Origin of the sequence: Haemophilus influenzae, assembly GCF_900475755.1 — a bacterium.
Taxonomy (GTDB): domain Bacteria; phylum Pseudomonadota; class Gammaproteobacteria; order Enterobacterales; family Pasteurellaceae; genus Haemophilus; species Haemophilus influenzae_D.
This window is the reverse complement of record NZ_LS483411.1, coordinates 1,164,969-1,180,481: the sequence shown is the minus strand read 5'-3', so window position 1 is coordinate 1,180,481 and position 15,513 is coordinate 1,164,969. Positions and strand designations below refer to the sequence as shown.

The 15,513-nt window shown below is 38.2% G+C and carries 18 protein-coding genes and 2 pseudogenes; 7 read left to right on the top strand and 13 right to left on the bottom strand.

Annotated features, from left to right (window positions below; translation table 11 throughout):
* Window positions 1–23: 23 nt before the first annotated feature.
* The 4 genes from pepN to DQN24_RS05840 form a co-directional block, all read right to left on the bottom strand.
* The gene (pepN, locus tag DQN24_RS05855; protein ID WP_111695744.1) at window positions 24–2,633 is read right to left on the bottom strand and encodes an aminopeptidase N; all 2,610 of its coding nucleotides are present in this window, start codon (window positions 2,631–2,633) and stop codon (window positions 24–26) included.
* Window positions 2,634–2,992: 359 nt separating this feature from the next.
* The gene (locus tag DQN24_RS05845; protein ID WP_021035318.1) at window positions 2,993–3,610 is read right to left on the bottom strand and encodes a fimbrial protein; all 618 of its coding nucleotides are present in this window, start codon (window positions 3,608–3,610) and stop codon (window positions 2,993–2,995) included.
* 13 nt (window positions 3,611–3,623) lie between these two features.
* Complete coding sequence (locus DQN24_RS09120; protein WP_227894310.1) at window positions 3,624–3,881, bottom strand: FimD/PapC C-terminal domain-containing protein; 258 nt, start codon at window positions 3,879–3,881, stop codon at window positions 3,624–3,626.
* A 26-nt stretch (window positions 3,882–3,907) separates the two neighbouring features.
* Window positions 3,908–4,771 (bottom strand): fimbria/pilus outer membrane usher protein, encoded by an 864-nt coding sequence (locus tag DQN24_RS05840; protein ID WP_227894311.1) that lies wholly within the window; start codon window positions 4,769–4,771, stop codon window positions 3,908–3,910.
* Window positions 4,772–4,912: 141 nt separating this feature from the next.
* Here DQN24_RS05840 and DQN24_RS05835 point away from each other — a divergent pair.
* The 4 genes and pseudogenes from DQN24_RS05835 to DQN24_RS05820 all read left to right on the top strand — a co-directional run bounded on the left by DQN24_RS05835 (window position 4,913) and on the right by DQN24_RS05820 (window position 8,754).
* Window positions 4,913–5,566, top strand: a pseudogene (locus DQN24_RS05835) (fimbrial protein).
* Between the two features lie 203 nt (window positions 5,567–5,769).
* On the top strand, window positions 5,770–6,264 hold the full coding sequence (gene purE, locus DQN24_RS05830) for a 5-(carboxyamino)imidazole ribonucleotide mutase (RefSeq protein WP_021035322.1): 495 nt from the start codon (window positions 5,770–5,772) through the stop codon (window positions 6,262–6,264).
* A 69-nt stretch (window positions 6,265–6,333) separates the two neighbouring features.
* Window positions 6,334–7,422, top strand: coding sequence for a 5-(carboxyamino)imidazole ribonucleotide synthase (gene purK, locus DQN24_RS05825; RefSeq protein ID WP_111695524.1), 1,089 nt, complete (start codon window positions 6,334–6,336; stop codon window positions 7,420–7,422).
* 141 nt (window positions 7,423–7,563) lie between these two features.
* A complete protein-coding gene (locus DQN24_RS05820; protein ID WP_111695523.1) occupies window positions 7,564–8,754 on the top strand; it encodes an amino acid aminotransferase in 1,191 nt (396 codons plus the stop codon).
* Between the two features lie 88 nt (window positions 8,755–8,842).
* Here the strand turns inward: DQN24_RS05820 and DQN24_RS09235 are convergent.
* The 6 genes and pseudogenes from DQN24_RS09235 to DQN24_RS05790 form a co-directional block, all read right to left on the bottom strand.
* Window positions 8,843–8,974, bottom strand: a pseudogene (locus DQN24_RS09235) (hydrogenase expression/formation protein HypE); the annotation flags it as partial.
* Between the two features lie 6 nt (window positions 8,975–8,980).
* The gene (locus DQN24_RS05810; RefSeq protein ID WP_050848643.1) at window positions 8,981–9,598 is read right to left on the bottom strand and encodes an energy-coupling factor ABC transporter ATP-binding protein; all 618 of its coding nucleotides are present in this window, start codon (window positions 9,596–9,598) and stop codon (window positions 8,981–8,983) included.
* Window position 9,599: 1 nt separating this feature from the next.
* The gene (locus tag DQN24_RS05805; protein ID WP_111695522.1) at window positions 9,600–10,232 is read right to left on the bottom strand and encodes an energy-coupling factor transporter transmembrane component T family protein; all 633 of its coding nucleotides are present in this window, start codon (window positions 10,230–10,232) and stop codon (window positions 9,600–9,602) included.
* Entirely contained in the window at window positions 10,232–10,852 is a 621-nt protein-coding gene (gene cbiM, locus DQN24_RS05800; RefSeq protein WP_111695521.1) for a cobalt transporter CbiM, read from the bottom strand. Before cbiM ends, DQN24_RS05805 begins: the two co-directional genes overlap by 1 nt.
* Complete coding sequence (locus DQN24_RS05795) at window positions 10,852–11,337, bottom strand: hypothetical protein (protein WP_005657038.1); 486 nt, start codon at window positions 11,335–11,337, stop codon at window positions 10,852–10,854. The genes cbiM and DQN24_RS05795 overlap by 1 nt, the downstream gene beginning before the upstream one ends.
* 12 nt (window positions 11,338–11,349) lie before the next feature.
* Complete coding sequence (locus tag DQN24_RS05790; RefSeq protein ID WP_111695520.1) at window positions 11,350–12,033, bottom strand: DUF4198 domain-containing protein; 684 nt, start codon at window positions 12,031–12,033, stop codon at window positions 11,350–11,352.
* An 89-nt stretch (window positions 12,034–12,122) separates the two neighbouring features.
* Between DQN24_RS05790 and DQN24_RS05785 the strand changes: the two genes are divergently transcribed.
* Window positions 12,123–12,530, top strand: coding sequence for a Cd(II)/Pb(II)-responsive transcriptional regulator (locus DQN24_RS05785; RefSeq protein ID WP_111695519.1), 408 nt, complete (start codon window positions 12,123–12,125; stop codon window positions 12,528–12,530).
* A gap of 13 nt (window positions 12,531–12,543) precedes the next feature.
* Here DQN24_RS05785 and DQN24_RS05780 read toward each other — a convergent pair whose 3' ends face one another.
* Together DQN24_RS05780 and DQN24_RS05775 are read right to left on the bottom strand one after the other, a co-directional pair.
* Window positions 12,544–13,086, bottom strand: a complete 543-nt coding sequence (locus DQN24_RS05780; protein WP_162697517.1) for a tetratricopeptide repeat protein — start codon at window positions 13,084–13,086, stop codon at window positions 12,544–12,546.
* Window positions 13,087–13,803, bottom strand: a complete 717-nt coding sequence (locus DQN24_RS05775; RefSeq protein WP_111695518.1) for a YwiC-like family protein — start codon at window positions 13,801–13,803, stop codon at window positions 13,087–13,089. It abuts the gene before it with no gap.
* Between the two features lie 111 nt (window positions 13,804–13,914).
* Between DQN24_RS05775 and DQN24_RS05770 the strand changes: the two genes are divergently transcribed.
* The gene (locus DQN24_RS05770; RefSeq protein ID WP_005660525.1) at window positions 13,915–14,265 is read left to right on the top strand and encodes a RidA family protein; all 351 of its coding nucleotides are present in this window, start codon (window positions 13,915–13,917) and stop codon (window positions 14,263–14,265) included.
* A 28-nt stretch (window positions 14,266–14,293) separates the two neighbouring features.
* Complete coding sequence (locus tag DQN24_RS05765) at window positions 14,294–14,698, top strand: YhcB family protein (RefSeq protein ID WP_021035333.1); 405 nt, start codon at window positions 14,294–14,296, stop codon at window positions 14,696–14,698.
* 46 nt (window positions 14,699–14,744) lie between these two features.
* Here DQN24_RS05765 and DQN24_RS05760 read toward each other — a convergent pair whose 3' ends face one another.
* On the bottom strand, window positions 14,745–15,350 hold the full coding sequence (locus DQN24_RS05760; RefSeq protein ID WP_021035334.1) for a DedA family protein: 606 nt from the start codon (window positions 15,348–15,350) through the stop codon (window positions 14,745–14,747).
* Window positions 15,351–15,513: the final 163 nt, after the last annotated feature.

Here is a 15,513-nt window from a genome sequence, read left to right as displayed (position 1 = left end):
GCCTATTCTCACATCATCAAGTGTTACTGCAACGCTTTCTCAATCTTTTCAAATAAATCTTTTGACAGATTTTCTACGATGCTTAGGCGTTCTAAAGCACGTTTCATCAGCGTTTGGCGTTGGGTATCAAAGCGAGAAAAACGAATTAATGGCTCGATTAAACGCGCAGCCACTTGTGGATTACTTTCATTTAAACGGATTAACACATCCGTTAAGAAACGGTAGCCAGAACCGCTTACGTTGTGAAATGCTTTTAAATTGTGATTTGCAAAGCTACCTACTAATGCACGTAAACGGTTTGGATTATTAAAGTTAAAACTTGGGTGATCCATTAATAACTGAATAATTTCCAACACATTTTCATCTGGGCGAGTGGCTTGTAATGCAAACCATTTATCCATTACTAATCCATCGTGCTGCCATTTTTGTTCAAAATCAGCTAATAACGCATCTCTGCAAGGTAATGCCGCTTTAGTTGCAACACTTAATGCCGCCAATGTATCTGTCATATTATTCGCATTATTGTAGTGTTTTTGCACTAGGTTATTGCCCAAATTGGTGTAAGCCAAATAAGTTAAACAAAGATTACGCATTACACGTAAGGTGATGTCTTGTTGCGTAACTTGATAATCATCAAGGCGAATATGGGTATAAACACGCAAGAAATCATCTTTTAAAGATTCTGCAATTTGCGCTTGCATAAATTCTCTTGCGGCTGAAATGCCCTCAGGATCAATTGTTTTAAAACTTTCTGCAAACTCCATTTCCTTCGGCAGTGTGAGAATTAAGGTTGCCAATTCAATGTCTTTCTCGTAATTATTCAGAACATAAGAAAGTGCGGTCAAAATTTCAGGCGAAATTTCTAAAGCCTCGCCTTGTTGGAAACGCACAACATTACGACGTAATTCTTGCGCAAATAACATTTGAGCCGCATCCCAACGGATAAATTGATTATCTGCAAATTTCAGCAAGCCTAATAACTGTTCCGTTTTATAATCATAATCAAGTTTTACCGGTGCGGAGAAATCACATAGCAATGCAGGAACGGGGCGACCATAAATGCCGTTAAACTCGAAGACTTGGTCTTTTTCAGTAACATTTAATACATTACTCAACAATTCGCCATTATGTTGTAACATTTGTTTCGTACCGTTCGCATCATAAAGTGCCACTTTTAATGGAATATGTAAATTCACTTTTTCCATTTGATCTGCGGTTGGCGGTGTGGATTGTGAAACCGTTAAACGATAAGTATGCGTTTTTTCGTCATAAGCATCACTAATCAATAATTCTGGTGTACCCGATTGGCTATACCAACGGCGGAATTGATTTAAATCGAGGTTATTTGCCCGTTCCATCGCAGAAACAAAATCTTCACAGGTTGCCGCTTTGCCATCATTTTCAGCAATATAAAGTTGCATCCCTTTTTGGAAGCCTTGCTCCCCTAATAAAGTGTGCAACATACGAATCACTTCTGCCCCTTTTTCATATACTGTCACCGTGTAAAAGTTATTCATTTCAATCACTTTTTCAGGGCGAATTGGGTGCGACATTGGGCTTGCATCTTCGGCAAATTGCACGGTGCGTAAAAATTTCACATTATTAATGCGATTCACCGCACGAGAACCTGTATCTGAAGAAAATTCTTGATCACGGAAAACCGTTAAACCCTCTTTTAAACTTAATTGGAACCAATCTCGGCAGGTCACACGATTACCTGTCCAGTTATGGAAATATTCGTGTGCAATCACACTTTCAATGGCAAGATAATCTTCATCTGTTGCCGTTTGTGGATTTGCCAACACAAATTTAGAGTTAAAGATATTTAATCCTTTATTTTCCATTGCACCCATATTGAAGAAATCGACGGCAACGATCATATAAATATCTAAGTCGTATTCTAAATTAAAGCGATCTTCATCCCATTTCATCGCTTTTTTCAGACTTTCCATTGCCCAAGTTACACGGTTAAGATTGCCGCGATCCACATAAAGTTCTAATGCAACTTCTCGTCCACTTTTAGTTACAAATTTATCTTGTAATAAATCAAAATCTCCCGCCACTAAAGCAAATAAATAGCTTGGTTTTGGGAAAGGATCATTCCATTCCACCCAATGGCGACCATCTTCTAATTCGCCACTTGCAATTCGATTACCATTTGAAAGTAAGAATGGATATTTGCTTTTGTCCGCCGTAATTTTGGTTGTATAACGCGCCAGCACATCAGGACGATCAAGCATATAAGTAATTTGACGAAAACCTTCCGCCTCACATTGCGTACAAATACCCTCGCCAGACTGATATAGTCCCTGTAATGACGTATTTTCAGCTGGCACAAGGAAAGTCACAATTTCAAGCTCAAATTCATCCGCACTTTTGCCTTTTAAATCGATCGTTAAACTCTCGCCATCTTGTTGATAATCAGAAAATGGCTCGCCATTAAATTTAATAGAAGAAAACTGGAAGCTATGCCCATCTAAACGCAAAGCAGTCGCTTCATTATTTAAGCGTTGGAATTTTGTGGTTGCGGTTACCACAGTGTGTTTAGGATCAAGTTGAAAATCTAAATAAATGTCAGTGACCGTAAAATCTGGTTGTTTGTAATCTTTTCTATATTTTGCTTTGGCTAACATAATTTGCCCCATTCTTATAAAAATTGTGCTTAGGATAAAATTTTATCCTTAAAGTTGCAATGGTATTTTCCTATAAAAATCATTTAGCAAACGTTTACTTGATGTACGTAAAATATGCTATTCTACGCCAAGTTTTTAATTAGTAGTCGCAGATGCAATCATTATAGAATTACCTTCAAAATTATAAGTAAGAATTCTTGATCGACCTGAAAATTGATTTTGCAATCTTGCTTGTTTCGTACTTGCTTCTGCAATATTCCCCATTAAGAAACAAAATAAGAATGCAATTTTAGAGATGGGCGTGAAATACTTTGCGTATGTTGTTAGAGTTTTCATTTTATTCTATTGCCTATTAAACATTACTTATACTGCACTTGAAAAGTTGCAGTGGCTTCAACGTCGCCTGCGGTGGCGGCACCTATGGCGTAATAATGTGCGAAGTAGTCAAAACGGGGTTGAATAACTGTGCCGTTTTGCTCTTTGCCTGTGTCGGGGGCTTTTTCGCTGTTGGCTTGGCTGCCGTCCACTTTAATGGGCGTGCCTGCACCGTCGGCTTTGACAATTTGAATGCCAACATTGGTGGCTTTGCCGCTGCCTGTGGCATTAGAAAGATATATCTGCCCTGTTACTGCCCCGCTAAATAGCAGATTGGCTTTTTTAGCATCGACTGCATTACACTCTTTTAGCGTGATAGAAAAAGGCACGGGGGCGGCGGTTTGCCCTGGATGGCTTAAATTGGCTTTCCCCACCGTTGGCAGGGTAACGGTGCGATTTTTACTGTCTGTTTCAATTTTACAAGTGCCATCACTTAAAATCTCCCCTTCAAAGGTCACTCTGCCGTCATGAGCATATAAAGGCGGTGCAATGAAGCAAGCAAACAAGGCTATTTGACGACAAAAGGCACTCAATGTTTGACCACCGCAAGCGATGGATTTTCGAGCATAAAGTGCGGTTAATTTTCGGTCTGTTTTTTGCATAAATCCTCTTCAATTATTCTGCGGTTTTGCATTGAATATCGTGGTTTTGTATTTGCTTGTTATCCAAATCAACCTGATATTGGAAGCGGCATTGTTCGCTTTCTCGCTCGCCCCATTTGACGATTAACTCGCCTTTTGGCCGGGTAAGTTTATTAGCGAAAAGCACGCCCCCTTGCACCACATCGCCCACAAATGCCCCTTCGCTATCTTGTGCGGTGGATGCCATTGGCACTGGCTCGCCATTTGACAAAGTGAGGTTAAATAACACCATTGTATTTTTGCCCGTGCGGAAATCCACTAAGCTAATTGAATTTGCACGAGGAATGATTTGGCGTGAATAATGGCAAAGCTTTCGCCAACAGGTTGGCTTAAAGTAATACCGTGTTTGTGCGCCACGACAGCACCACTTGCGCCTAATGAAGTGGAGCGATTTTTGAGGCTGTCACGGGAATAAGAGGCACGATAGCTACCAATGCTATTGTTATGTGCAAGATTTGCGTCATAACTGCGGTAGCCTTGATTATTGCGTGAAGCGTTAATGCCATAACTCCATTGATAACGTTCGCCAAAAGAGCCATTTACGCCAAGTCGTTGGTTAATATCGTTACCACTGCGAGAATAACTACTGTCTGCAGAATGGTTATCGCCTAATGGCAGGCTGACACTCAAATAAATGCTGTTGTCGCGTTTGCCTGTTTCTTTGTCAATGCACTGTGAGAGGTTTACAGAGTAATTGAGAATATGGAAACGATTTGCATAAGCCAGTTGATATTGCGTATTCGTGCCACGTTTTTCCCAATAATTATAGGTTTGCCCTGAAAGATAGAGATTGCCCCAATTCCCCAGACTTTGGCTTAAACTCACTTGGAACTGATTTTTCGGGCGGTAAATTTCAGGCAAATACGCCCCGCTAAATTGTCTGAAAGTGCGGTTAAGACCAATGGTGTCGCTTAAGGTGTAAAAATCACGGGAAGAATAGCGATAAGCTGCCAACGTGAGATTGGTGCCAATTTCGTTGAAGTTAATGCTATAACTGCCGTGCAAGCTGTAACCGTTTTTACTGACTTTTTTCAGCGGAAATTCTGCGTGCGACCAAGTGGCATCAGCGGAAAACGCCCCAATCGGCGTGTTTAATCCAAAATAAAATATGAAATTTTTCAAAAAGGACTTTAATTATATATATAATGGAAGCGTTTTTTACTTTTTTGGAAAAACAAATCTTGCTGTTTATTAAGGCTTTGGCATTTTAATAAACGGTTTATATTAATCTTTTTGCCTTATTTATAAGGCACAAACCTCTTTATGGAGCAATTTATTATGAAAAAAAACACTTCTTGGTAGTTTAATTTTATTGGCATTTGCAGGAAATGTGCAGGCGGCAAGTAATGGTGGAAATGATCCAGAAACCGCTGGTAAAGTTACTTTTTTGGTAAGGTTGTTGAGAATACTTGTAAAGTGAAAACAGAAAATAGAGATATGAGCGTAGTATTAAATGATGTAGGTAAATCCCATTTAAAAAACAAGGGGAATACCGCAATGCCAACGCCTTTTACGATTACATTGACTGATTGTACTACAACTGGAGTTGGAGATACGAAAACGAAGAAAGTCGGGGTTTATTTCTATTCTTGGGAAAATGCCGATAAAGACAATAGCTTTACGTTGAAAAATAAAGCCGATCAAGATTACGCAACTAAGGTTAATATTCAGCTTCTAAAAGCTAATGGTATGGATACAATTAAAGTGGTAGGTAATGATACGACCGATTTTTCTTTTCAAAATACGAATAACGGCGTTTCAGCACCAAACGTAAATACTAAACACATTTCGAATAGTACTGAAATAAATGATAAGAATTCAATTGATCTCCAATTTATCGCCCAGTATTACGCAACAGGTCCAGCAACCGCTGGCAAAGTACAATCCTCAGTTGATTTCCAAATTGCTTACGAATAATTCCTAATGTAACGCAATCTAAGCCCACGTGTTTGTTATATCCTGCGTGGGCTTACGCCCAGCCTACAATTACTAAAATTTAAAAATCAAATAATTATAAAATAATCCCCATTAATACGTACATAAATAGCAAACGTTTGCTAGATATATGTAATCTATGCTATTCTACACCACGTTTTAATTAAAAAAATTGAGAAAATAGCATGTCAAAAACTGCACAAATTGCCGTTGTGATGGGGTCAAAAAGTGATTGGGCTACTATGCAAGAGACAACTCAGATTTTAGATGAATTAAACGTGCCTTATCATGTGGAAGTCGTCTCTGCCCATCGTACGCCTGATAAACTTTTCGAATTTGCCGAAAATGCACAAAAAAATGGTTACAAAGTAATTATTGCTGGTGCAGGCGGTGCGGCACATTTACCCGGTATGCTCGCAGCGAAAACACTTGTGCCAGTGCTGGGGGTGCCAGTAAAAAGTTCTATGTTAAGTGGCGTAGATAGCCTTTATTCAATTGTGCAAATGCCAAAAGGAATCCCAGTCGGAACATTAGCAATTGGTCCTGCGGGTGCAGCAAATGCTGGATTGTTAGCCGCACAAATTCTAGCAGGTTGGGATGCAGAATTGCTTTCACGCCTGCAATCTTTCCGTGAAAGCCAAACTCGTGCTGTACAGGACAATCCTGATCCACGCACATAAAAACATCTTTAGATCTGACCGCACTTTTAAAGTGCGGTTGTTTTTTTCGTAAATTTAACGAGCAATATTATGCAAAACTCCACCTTATACCCAACGGTTTATGTACTTGGCAACGGACAACTCGGCAGAATGTTAGGTTACGCTGGCGCACCTTTAGATATTTATGTTGAACCTTTAGCCTTCAATGCGCCAGTTTTTGACTTACCTGAAAATGCGATCATCACGGCGGAAATTGAACGCTGGGAAAAAACGCCTTTGACTGAATTACTCGGCAATCATAAAAACTTCGTCAATCAATATGTATTTGGATTATTAGCCGATCGTTTTACGCAAAAATCCTTGCTAGATGAACTCAATCTTTCTACCTCGTCTTGGTGTTTATTAAAAGATAAAACGCAATGGAATGATGTTTTCCAAACTGTTGGCGAGAAAGTCGTCGTTAAACGTAGAACAGGTGGATATGATGGACGAGGTCAATGGATTATCAGCGATGAAAACAAAGCGGACATCACCGATGACTTATTCGGTGAAGTAATCGCAGAAAAATTTATTCCTTTCGATTATGAAGTGTCTATTGTAGGTGCGAGATTTAAAAATGGCGAAAAGCGTTTTTATCCTGTTACACATAACCTGCAACAAAACGGTATTTTGCGTTACAGTGTGGTTGATAGTGCTTTTCCTCAACAATCCGCACAACAAAAGCAAGCAGAAGCCATGCTCAGCAAAATTATGGATAAATTAGGCTATGTGGGTGTCATGGCAATGGAATGTTTTGTTGTAGGCGACAAATTACTGATTAACGAACTTGCGCCTCGCGTACATAACAGTGGGCATTGGACACAACTAGGCTGTGCTATCAGTCAATTTGAATTACATTTACGTACGCTACTCAATTTGCCAACGCCTGAATTACAAACGTTCGCCCCAAGTGTAATGATTAATTTAATCGGCACAAACCATAACCCAAAATGGCTTAATACACCCTTTGCACAACTTCATTGGTACGGTAAAGAAGTGAGAGCTGGGCGTAAGGTTGGGCATATTAATCTTTCTCATCCAAATAGAGCGGCCATTATTCAACAATTAGAAAAACTTCGCTCTGAATTACCGGAAGATTATCAATCTGGATTAAATTGGGCGATTAAAAAACTAAAATAATGTAAAAAATGACCGCACTTTTTGATGAATATTTAAAAATATCAAAGTGCGGTTAATTTTTATAAAAATCTTTCTTGATAAAATAAAACGGCTGAAGTATAAAATTATCCACCACACAACTGACATACATAAGGAAAAGCTATGTTTGAACATATCAAAGCGGCACCAGCCGATCCCATCTTAGGCTTAGGCGAAGCATTCAAATCCGAAACTCGCGAAAATAAAATTAACTTGGGTATTGGCGTTTATAAAGATGCGCAAGGCACAACCCCAATTATGCGCGCGGTAAAAGAAGCCGAAAAACGATTATTTGATAAGGAAAAAACCAAGAATTATCTGACTATCGATGGTATTGCGGATTATAACGAACAAACAAAAGCACTCCTTTTCGGTAAAGATTCTGAAGTCATCCAATCTAATCGAGCAAGAACAGTACAAAGTTTAGGCGGAACAGGTGCATTACGCATTGCGGCAGAATTTATTAAACGCCAAACTAAAGCACAAAATGTTTGGATCAGCACACCAACTTGGCCAAACCACAATGCGATTTTCAATGCTGTCGGTATGACCATTCGTGAATATCGTTATTATGATGCTGAACGCAAAGCCCTTGATTGGGATCATTTACTTGAAGATTTAAGCCAAGCAAGCGAAGGCGATGTGGTGCTGTTACACGGCTGCTGCCACAACCCAACGGGTATTGACCCAACCCCTGAACAATGGCAAGAATTAGCCGCACTTTCAGCTAAAAATGGTTGGTTGCCACTCTTTGACTTTGCTTATCAAGGTTTAGCCAATGGCTTAGACCAAGATGCTTATGGTTTACGTGCTTTTGCGGCAAACCACAAAGAATTATTAGTGGCGAGTTCATTCTCGAAAAACTTTGGTTTATATAATGAACGTGTTGGTGCATTTACCCTTGTGGCAGAAAATGCAGAAATTGCTTCAACTGCATTAACCCAAGTGAAATCAATTATTCGTACACTCTACTCTAACCCAGCATCTCACGGTGGGGCGACTGTCGCAACAGTATTAAATGACACTCAGCTTCGCCAAGAATGGGAAAATGAATTAACTGAAATGCGTGAACGCATCAAAAAAATGCGTCATTTATTCGTTCAGTTATTAAAAGAATATGGTGCAGAACAAGATTTCAGCTTTATCATTGAACAAAACGGTATGTTCTCTTTCAGTGGATTAACAGGGGAACAAGTGGATCGTTTAAAAAATGAATTTGCCATTTACGCTGTTCGTTCTGGTCGTATCAACGTAGCTGGAATCACAGAAGATAATATTCGCTATCTATGTGAAAGTATCGTGAAAGTACTTTAATTAGAGTTAGAAATCATCTCTAACCTAAAATAGAGCAAATATAAATAGTTAAAGCCTTGATTATCAAGGCTTTAATTTTATCTAATCATTAACAAATTCTTGGCAATGGTTCATTTGTTGGTAAATCTAACAATCGACTTTGTCCCAAAATTCCCAGTAAACGCACTTTTTTATCGGTTATTACTTCACCAATCACAGCCGCATTTTTACCTAATGGATATAGAAATCATAAACTGATAATTTCTGTGGCTAATTCGTTAATAAATCCATGATGATGGGATGAAATCAAAATGGGTAGGGAAAGTTCTCGCAAAAGTGCGGTCAATTTTTCAGTATTTTTTCGATCTAATCCATTGGTGGGTTCATCTAATAATAAGATTTTTGGCTGCATCGCTAAGACACCTGCAAGTGCGGTAAAATTTTTCTCACCACCAGATAAGGTATGTACCATACGATCTTTTAAACGTGTGATACCAAGACGATCTAATTGTTGTTCAGCGATGTGATACGCCTGCTCTCTTGGAATATTTTGGTTTAATGGCCCGAAGGCAATATCATCCAACACCGTAGGACCAAAAAGTTGATCATCGGCATTTTGAAAACAAATACCAATCGTGCCACGAAAGGGTTCGAAATCTTTTTCTTCACGACAAACTTGGTCAAATAGTTTAATTTCGCCTTTGGTTACAGGAACAAATCCCAACAAAGCAAGCAGTAAAGTGGTTTTTCCTGAGCCAATTTCCCCTTGTACGAAAAGGCGTTTTTGACCTTCTAAGGTAAAACTCAAATCTTGAATAATCGCTCTACCATTGCGTTCTATATAAAGATTATTTACAGCTAACATGTTATTTTTCTCTCTTTTTGCCAAACTGAAAACCACGACATTTTAAAGCCATTTGCGCCGTTTCGGCTTTCAACAGGGCATGAATCAATAATAAAGCGACACTTTGAGCGGTCACATAAAGGGTTCGGCGATTAAGCCCAGGACGAAATCCACGAGCTCGCATGGCAATATCCATTTTTTGACGCAATTCGCCAAGCAGTGCAATGTAACGTACAGTCAGCACAAAAAGTTGAATTAATTTTTCTGGCAAAGGCAATTTGCCAATGGCTTGAACAAGCACCGCATCATTAATATTCCACAAAAAGAGCCAAAGAGAAATCAGCAATAAATGAGTCCGTAAACTCAATTTTTCTGCTAATTCTATACCTTGAAAATTGAGTTCAATGCCATTTTCGCCAATTTGCCAACTTAATGTCGCCCACATTAAAACAATAAAAATAACTAAAGCAAACCAACGTTTAAGATAGGGCAAAAAAGATTTTTGACTGAACTGCAGTGAAATAAAAAAGAGAGAAACTGCAAGCGCATTAAGGGGGATAAGCCAAGTGAGATCACTCAATCCACTAATGATTAGCCCCCAGATAAATAGATAAATCAACTTAAAGTGCGGTTGAAATAAGTGATGAATTTTCATTAAGAGACATTCTCTGTACGATTCATGACTTCAGGATACATTTTACCAAGTAAGGTAATCACACCTACGCTGATAATACTATCCAAAATAAATACCGGAATATGAGAGACTAGTAAGAGCCAAACAAGATTCAAATAACTTTTTCCACCATCTAACATCAGCACAAAAGAAGCAAGTGCGCCTGCCCCACCAACGCCAATTACGCCAGCTCCAATACCGACGAATAAGCGATCTTTTAAAGCTATGTGCGGTTGTAAACGAGAACGGAAAAGATAATGAGCGATCACTGCAGGCGTTGCCATCACGCATAGATTGACGCCTAACACTGCAAATCCACCAAAAGAAAAGAAAATGACTTGCAATAAAAGTGCGATAAGAAACGCAGGAAAAACAGCCCACCCAAGGAATAAACCAGCCATACCATTTAAAATTAAATGCACACTACCAATTCCTACGGGGACATGAATGGTTCCAGCCACAAAAAATGCAGCCGCAAAAAGTGCAGTGAGCGGTAAACGTTCTGATTCTAAACGACGCAACCCCACAGTAATTCCCGCAACAGCAAGCACTGTGCCAGCTAATAAAATAGGCGTATGTAACACGCCTTCAGATAAATGCATTAAATACGTCCTTGTTTAATTTTACGCGCATTACGTAAAGCAATAAGTCCAGCAATACCAACGATATAACCTATTCCACCTAAAATATCATGCAAATAAATTTTATCTTTTAAATGCGCAATATCTTCACGAAGTAGCATTAAATCTGCACCGCTTTGATTTTCGGCAGATGTATGAGCAGCAACAACTGATGCACGGTGTCCTTCATCGCCTTCCACCACCACTTTTAAGGTGGTATGTGGCACATCAGCAATCGAAAGCTTAAATGCGCCTTGGCGGTCTGTTTTTCCAGTTAAAACAGGATCAGAAACACCTGATCGGAAAACTTCTAAATAAGTTTCAGCTGCTGGGGTCATATCAGAATAATAGGATTTGCCAGAGAGTGTTTGCCCATCATATTGGGCAAACACATAAAGTGCGTGGGCATAAGCATTCGGGAGATAGCAAGCCGCAAAAAGTGCGGTTAAAAAAGCAAATTTTTTCATCCCAAATCCATATTATTGTGCGTCAAAAGTTAGCATATATTCCACAGTTCGACGATCGTAATCCGCATTATTTGTTACTTTTTCCTCAAACTCTGCCCATACTTTGTTGAAGCCTTTAGTTGGCGTAAATTGAGCGATACCTTTTTCATTGGTTAAATTGAACGGTGCATCTTCACTCACGCCCACTTTTATGCCTTGAACTGGTTTACCATTATGTAAAACAAGGATAGAAAGTGGTTTGTTCGCTTGTGGTTTTTCTTGAGGAATCAATTCGTAAGCTTGTTGATGAGATTTGAAAGATTCAGCATCCCATTTCAAAATCGCTTTACCAAATTTAACAGGATTGGTACTAAATTCAGCTGTTGGTTCTTCACGTTTTGTTTTTTCAACGTATTTACCGCTTGGTAATTTTGACCATACACCATTATCGAAATGAACAAATACTAAATCAGATTTAGGTATAAGATAGGCTTCGCCATTTCTGAATTGGTAATCAACGGCAGTTAATTTGCCTTGCGCATTTAAGGCTTGGATAGATTTAAGTTTAGATTCTGGATAGGTTTCAGTTTGTTCATGTCCAAATTTCACTACGTATTCATTTTGTGATGAAGTAGGTTCAAGCCAAACATTGTGTGCGTTAGCAACAGACATACCTAAAAGTGCGGTTAATCCCACGGCGATTTTTTTTAATTCCATTTTGGATACTCCTTGTTTGTTTAAGAAAATTTAGGCGTATGATAAAATATGAAGTAACTTTAGAATCAAGTCATTTTTTAAGGAAATTGATGAAAATTGGAGCACTTGCTAAAGCCCTAGGCTGTACCGTAGAAACCATTCGTTATTATGAACAACAAGGTTTAATCCCACTCCCCAAACGCACTTTAGGCAATTTTCGCCAATATAATGAAGAACATTTGCAACGTTTATCATTTATTTGTAACTGCCGAAATTTAGATATTTCATTAAATGAAATAAAAAGCCTACTGAATTTAGAAAATGCTTCAAAACAGCAAGCAGAAGAAATTAATCGCGTGTTAGACAAACACATTAAAGAGGTGGCGACAAGGATTCACGAACTCGCCCATTTACGGATGAAATTAATTGAATTACGTGAGAAAGCAGTCTCGAATGATGAAGATCCAATGAAATTGCTATTGCAACATAGTGGCGTGAAATTTGTGCGATTAAAATAACCGCACTTTTAGATTATGGCTGGCTAGATAAACGCTGTTTTGCTTCCTGATTACCTAATTCAGCAGCTTTCTTCAGCCATTCCAATGATTTTTTAGGTTGGTTTTGTGAGCGATAAATATTACTTAACATCATCATCGCATCCGTATCTTTAGCCCGAGCTGTACGTTCAAAAAGCTTAATGGCCTGCTCTGTATTTTGTTTGACGTAATCGCCACGCAGATACATAACGCCAAGATTATTTAGCCCTTTCACGCTGCCCTTCTCTGCGGCTTCGCTAAACCACCAATAAGCCTTTTCATAATCTCTCGCTGTGCCACGCCCGAGATTATATAACATACCAAGATTGCTTTGAGCCGTTATATTTCCTTCCAACGCCATCGGATACATAATATCGAAAACAGAGATCCATTGCTGTTTATTGGCAAACTCTTGTGCCAAATTCATTCTTGCTTGATCATCCATTTTAGAACTTGCAGTAACATCAACAGTTTTCATCGCCCAAATAGGCAAACTAAAACAAAGTAATACGGTGTAAAAAAAGAACTTCAGTTTCATTTATAAGGTTGCAATTAAAAGTAAAATAAAAAAGACCGCTGTAATCGCAAATTCGGTTAGTCCAACTTGCATAACAGAGAGCTTTTTAGTGGGCAGATAAACCGCTCGCACTAATCCAGGGACAAAAGCTAATGCTAAAATAAACTGCTGAGAAACCACAAAAATCAGCACAAATAATAAATGAAAAATCACTGATGCCCAAAAATAACGTGGATTTTTTCGCTCACGCATCATAGATTTCACATAAAGCGTTGTTCCAATAAAAAATAATGTTGGATAAATCGCCACCCAAAGTATTTTTTCATCAAAAGTGCGGTCAGAAAAGTAATAGGATCCCATTCCAGCTAAAGCAAAAATTAAGATCCCAGCCAAATCATTCCATAAGTTACGCTCATCTTTTTTCTTAGTGAAATAAATGTTCACCGCGACAAACGGCAGCATGGCAAACATAAAATACAGTACTTGCCAATTATAAATTAACGCGGGGATCGCAAAAATCACTGCGGCAGCAAAATAAATCACAGACCATTTTTTGTATAACTCAAGATTTTTACCTTTAAATAAATTCAAAAAAGGATAAGTCATCAAATAAAGCGAAAACCATCCTAATAGTAAAAATAAGTGAGCCCATACTGGATTAGCAAGTAACATACCGTAAATAAAAGGGACCAATGCCATAACAATAGCACCGTGCTGATTAGAAATAAGCAATTTCATAATAATTAAATAATTGAGAATAACTGTCGGGTATTCTAGCTTAGTAAAGAGGATTTTACAAAGCAGTAAAGGCTATTTAGAATAGAAGAAAATACCCCAAAGGAGAATCCTATGACAATTCAACGCATTTTACCCAATGCACGTTTAAGTGAAGTTTCAATTCATAACAACCTCGCCTATTTTGCAGGGCAAGTTCCAGAACTAACCATCGAGCAAAATGCCTACGAACAAACCAAAGAAGTATTAGGATTAATTGATAAATTGTTAGCAGAAATTGGCTCCAATAAAAGCAATATTTTAACTGCGCAAATTTTCTTGGCAGATATGCAAGATTATGCACAATTAAATCAAGCTTGGGATGAATGGGTCGATCATGTTAGCCCACCAAGTCGAGCGACAGTCGAAGCTAAATTAGCGGATCCTCGTTGGAAAGTTGAAATTGTTGTTATTGCAACCTGCTAGTTTTTAATCACATTAATGGGAGAACATTATGGAAAATTGGACAAATGAAATTTGGGTAGCGATTGGTATCGCTTTTATTGTTGGATTATTTATTGGTTACATTGCCGTGCGTTTAACCAAAGGTTCCGTAAAACATCAAGCTAAAACAGAGGCTGAATTAAAAACAGTCAAAACCCAACTTGATACACAAAAAGCGCAAATCGAAAAACATTTTGCAGAAAGTGCTGAATTATTCAAAACCTTAATTAAGGATTATCAAAAACTTTATCACCACTACGCAACCTCCTCCAATAATTTACTGGGCGAAAAAGATCACAAAGGTTTATTCACCCAACAGTTGATTACTGCAACAGATAAATCTCAAAATGAACAACCAAGAGATTATTCTGAAGGCGAATCAGGTTTATTTAAAGAAAAGAGAGAAGAAAATTAAAAAGTGCGGCTAAAAATAGGAATGTTTTTAGCCGTTTATTATTCTATTATTGCACTGATTTTTTAGATTTTTTCCATTTCCAAAAAAAGAATACTACAAGTAAACCAAAAAATATATAAATCACTATTTGACCTTTTTGAATTTGTGCATGTAGCCAATCTAAATTTTTAGCCCCTAATTCCCCAAGGTAAACCCAAATGGGTACAGAAATAATCGCAGCACAGAAATCTATTAAAACAAAACGAACATAACTTACACGGCGTGTAATGCCTGAGACCATATAAATTGGAGCGCGTAAACCGGGTAAAAATCGTGCAACAAACAGTACTCGATTTCCATATTGACTGAATTTTTCACGCACCATTCTTAAACGCTGTAATGTTACAATTCTACGTATTGGTCGGAAACGTAAAATTTTCGTACCATAAATTCGACCAAGCCAATACATACAGGAATCGCCAACAAGCACACCAATCATACTAACTAGCAACATCAAATGAGAATTGACATTTTCTGGATAAAGCCCCGCAATGACACCACCTGAAACTAATGTTATATCTTCTGGAATAGGTACACCAAATCCACAAATAATTAAAACAAAAAGAACAGCCCAATAACCATATTCAGTAAAAAATCCAATCAAAAATTCCATTTGTTCCTGCTTTTTTATTAATAGATGTGACAAAAAATTGGTTCACATTTTAATCTTTTTAAATCAAAAAGCCTAGAAAAAAGTTTGATTTGAAAATAAGGATATTCTATAATCCACCGCTCTCAAGGCTTGTCTTTGAGCGGTTTTTAGGAAAATTGCTGGG

Bases quoted from the DNA above. Each gene is read 5' to 3' on its own strand.
- pepN (WP_111695744.1), bottom strand. From the start codon at position 2,633: ATGTTAGCCAAAGCAAAATATAGAAAAGATTACAAACAACCAGATTTT.
- DQN24_RS05845 (WP_021035318.1), bottom strand. From the start codon at position 3,610: ATGCAAAAAACAGACCGAAAATTAACCGCACTTTATGCTCGAAAATCC.
- DQN24_RS09120 (WP_227894310.1), bottom strand. From the start codon at position 3,881: ATGGTGTTATTTAACCTCACTTTGTCAAATGGCGAGCCAGTGCCAATG.
- purE (WP_021035322.1), top strand. From the start codon at position 5,770: ATGTCAAAAACTGCACAAATTGCCGTTGTGATGGGGTCAAAAAGTGAT.
- purK (WP_111695524.1), top strand. From the start codon at position 6,334: ATGCAAAACTCCACCTTATACCCAACGGTTTATGTACTTGGCAACGGA.
- DQN24_RS05820 (WP_111695523.1), top strand. From the start codon at position 7,564: ATGTTTGAACATATCAAAGCGGCACCAGCCGATCCCATCTTAGGCTTA.
- DQN24_RS05810 (WP_050848643.1), bottom strand. From the start codon at position 9,598: ATGTTAGCTGTAAATAATCTTTATATAGAACGCAATGGTAGAGCGATT.
- DQN24_RS05805 (WP_111695522.1), bottom strand. From the start codon at position 10,232: ATGAAAATTCATCACTTATTTCAACCGCACTTTAAGTTGATTTATCTA.
- cbiM (WP_111695521.1), bottom strand. From the start codon at position 10,852: ATGCATTTATCTGAAGGCGTGTTACATACGCCTATTTTATTAGCTGGC.
- DQN24_RS05795 (WP_005657038.1), bottom strand. From the start codon at position 11,337: ATGAAAAAATTTGCTTTTTTAACCGCACTTTTTGCGGCTTGCTATCTC.
- DQN24_RS05790 (WP_111695520.1), bottom strand. From the start codon at position 12,033: ATGGAATTAAAAAAAATCGCCGTGGGATTAACCGCACTTTTAGGTATG.
- DQN24_RS05785 (WP_111695519.1), top strand. From the start codon at position 12,123: ATGAAAATTGGAGCACTTGCTAAAGCCCTAGGCTGTACCGTAGAAACC.
- DQN24_RS05780 (WP_162697517.1), bottom strand. From the start codon at position 13,086: ATGAAACTGAAGTTCTTTTTTTACACCGTATTACTTTGTTTTAGTTTG.
- DQN24_RS05775 (WP_111695518.1), bottom strand. From the start codon at position 13,803: ATGAAATTGCTTATTTCTAATCAGCACGGTGCTATTGTTATGGCATTG.
- DQN24_RS05770 (WP_005660525.1), top strand. From the start codon at position 13,915: ATGACAATTCAACGCATTTTACCCAATGCACGTTTAAGTGAAGTTTCA.
- DQN24_RS05765 (WP_021035333.1), top strand. From the start codon at position 14,294: ATGGAAAATTGGACAAATGAAATTTGGGTAGCGATTGGTATCGCTTTT.
- DQN24_RS05760 (WP_021035334.1), bottom strand. From the start codon at position 15,350: ATGGAATTTTTGATTGGATTTTTTACTGAATATGGTTATTGGGCTGTT.